General features: G+C 38.8%; 1 protein-coding gene. It reads left to right on the plus strand.

What is annotated here, in order from left to right; all coding sequences use genetic code 11:
- Positions 1-279 (plus strand): IS30 family transposase (locus EI162_RS14360; protein WP_192524318.1); only part of this gene is annotated, 279 nt, incomplete at its 5' end.
- Positions 280-810: the final 531 nt, after the last annotated feature.

The raw sequence follows: 810 nt of genomic DNA on the forward strand, positions 1-810 counted from the left end.
AAGACCATTACCTCTGACAATGGTAAAGAGTTTGCTCAGCATAAGAAGGTGAAACGAAAGCTCTTTACTTCCTTCTTCTTTGCCGATGCTTATGCGTCATGGCAGCGAGGAACCAACGAGAATACTAACGGCTTAATCAGAGAGTTCTTGCCTAAGGGTTGTGACTTTAGACAAGTCTCTGATAATGAGATACAGGACATTGAGAATAAACTAAACAACAGACCAAGAAAACGCTTAGGGTTTAAAACGCCCAATCAGGTGTTCTATAATATAATTTAGCGTTGCACTTGGTGTGTTAATCTAAGAAACCATAAACCAATGCTATGCTTGCTTAGATGATGTTTGTTGTGAATATTGCGGGAGCGCCTGTCCCATTGAAGTACCCGCTGATATCACTTATATGCGGGCAAAAGAGAGTTGGTCTTGTGCAGTATGTGAGAATGCTATGTGGAGAGCGGATTTTGTTAGCAAATGAGATACCAAGATCTATCAGCCGAGCAATCTTATATTAATTAGATTTTAAAAAAAATACGCAGTTTCGGGGGAGATTCATCAAAGATTAAATCTTAGTATAGTGGTTGTAGGCAGTGAGCTACTGACTACACAAACTTAATTAATATTTTAATGGAGTGTCGCTATGCAAATTTTTATGAATAATGGTCAAGGTGCAGGTTTTCCAAGTACGACCGGTAACCCTTCAGGTGGTGGCCGTGATAACAATCCGCCAAGCAAATAAATGATTTAACATAAGGAGAGTATAGTCAATCCCACCTAAAAGTGTTATAAACTAATTATCAAACCCAATTGCTA

Source organism: Psychrobacter sp. FME6, from assembly GCF_014861365.1.
Taxonomy (GTDB): Bacteria; Pseudomonadota; Gammaproteobacteria; order Pseudomonadales; family Moraxellaceae; genus Psychrobacter.